General features: G+C 63.4%; 3 protein-coding genes. All 3 read right to left on the reverse strand.

The annotated features are described in order from the left end of the window. Positions 1 to 50: 50 nt before the first annotated feature. The 3 genes from AC5RTT_RS20575 to AC5RTT_RS20585 are packed head-to-tail and all read right to left on the reverse strand — an operon-like array spanning position 51 to position 1,224. Positions 51 to 353, reverse strand: coding sequence for a hypothetical protein (locus AC5RTT_RS20575; RefSeq protein WP_494146710.1), 303 nt, complete (start codon positions 351 to 353; stop codon positions 51 to 53). A gap of 30 nt (positions 354 to 383) precedes the next feature. Next, positions 384 to 608 (reverse strand): DUF3107 domain-containing protein, encoded by a 225-nt coding sequence (locus AC5RTT_RS20580; RefSeq protein ID WP_009357701.1) that lies wholly within the window; start codon positions 606 to 608, stop codon positions 384 to 386. A gap of 49 nt (positions 609 to 657) precedes the next feature. Further along, positions 658 to 1,224 (reverse strand): TetR/AcrR family transcriptional regulator, encoded by a 567-nt coding sequence (locus AC5RTT_RS20585; protein WP_494146711.1) that lies wholly within the window; start codon positions 1,222 to 1,224, stop codon positions 658 to 660. Positions 1,225 to 1,288 lie beyond the last annotated feature (64 nt).

Below are 1,288 nucleotides of genomic sequence, written 5' to 3' on the forward strand. Positions count from 1 at the left end.
GCCGCCCCGGAGGGCGGCGGCCACGCGTGTTTTCGGGATAGTTCCCGGTCCTAGCGGCGAAGGATGGCAGTTAGCCGCTGCGTGTCCTGACGGGCGCGGCTGCGGCCCAGGTAGAGGACCGCGGCCACGGCGGCGGCAACTCCCAGGACGATGGGCAGGACCCACGGGAGCCACGTCAGGCCCGGCCGGTAGCCAAAGCCTGCCATCATCAGGATGATCCAGGTCAAGACCCCGGCAACGACGGCAACGCCTGCGGGCAGGCCGGCGCCATACTTGGCGTGCCGCCTGTCATTCGCCCAGACGATGAAGCCTGCGGCAACCGCTGCCAGCACAACGATGGTCAGGGAAAGCATGGATCTCCTAGGGCCGTCGGTGGTTCAGGGCTAGAACTGGCCGAACCCTACGCGGCGGACCTCTTCGGCGCCGATTTCCACATAGCCGAGGGCATTGCCGGGAACAATGATCAGGCGTCCCTTGTCGTCGGTCAGCCGCAGTTCGCTGCCGGCATTGATGGCTTCGCCCACAACCTTGGCCACCGTCTCGGCGTCCTGGGTCGATTCGAGCACAATCTCGCGGCCAACGTTCTGAACGCCGATCTTAATTTCCACAGGGGCCTCCCAGCCAGTCAAAGTTCATGGATGATGTCTTATTTGTAGTCTAGGACTCTTTGGGGAAGCGAGAGATTCCGCGCCAAGCTAAACGGTAGATGAGGTCGCTGGCCACATCGAGGTCCAGGTTGCCGTCCGTTTCAAGCCAGTAGCGGGCGCTGACCTGGGCCATTCCTGCCAGCCCCCGGCCCAGGAGTTCGGCTTCGAGATGGGGGAGCTTGGTGTCCTCGGCAATGACGCGTGCGATCGCGTCCGCGAAGGTCCGGTTGAATGTTTCCAGCCTGGAACTGACATCCGGATCGTTGATCAGGTCCGATTCGAAGACCAGCCGGTGGGCCTGGTCGTCATTGGCGATGAAGCGGAAGTACGCCCGCATCACGGCCTGCACGCGTTCCTTGTTATCCGTGGTGGAGTTCAGGGCACCCAGCATGAGCTCGGTCAGGGAGGCCAAGTGGCTTTCCAGCAGTGCCAGGTACAGGTCCCGCTTTGAAGGGAAGTGCTGGTACAGGACGGGTTTGCTGACGTGGGCCGTCTCGGCGATCTCGTCCATGGCGGCTCCGTGGTAGCCGTTGGCCACGAAGACTTCCTGCGCTCTGAAGGCCGCCGGCAGCGACAAGGTTGTCCACCCGAACGACCACGTCAACGCCTCGCAGTCCTCCAACGACGTGTTCCCCACCTCC

Source organism: Arthrobacter sp. Y3221157 (genome assembly GCF_059089865.1).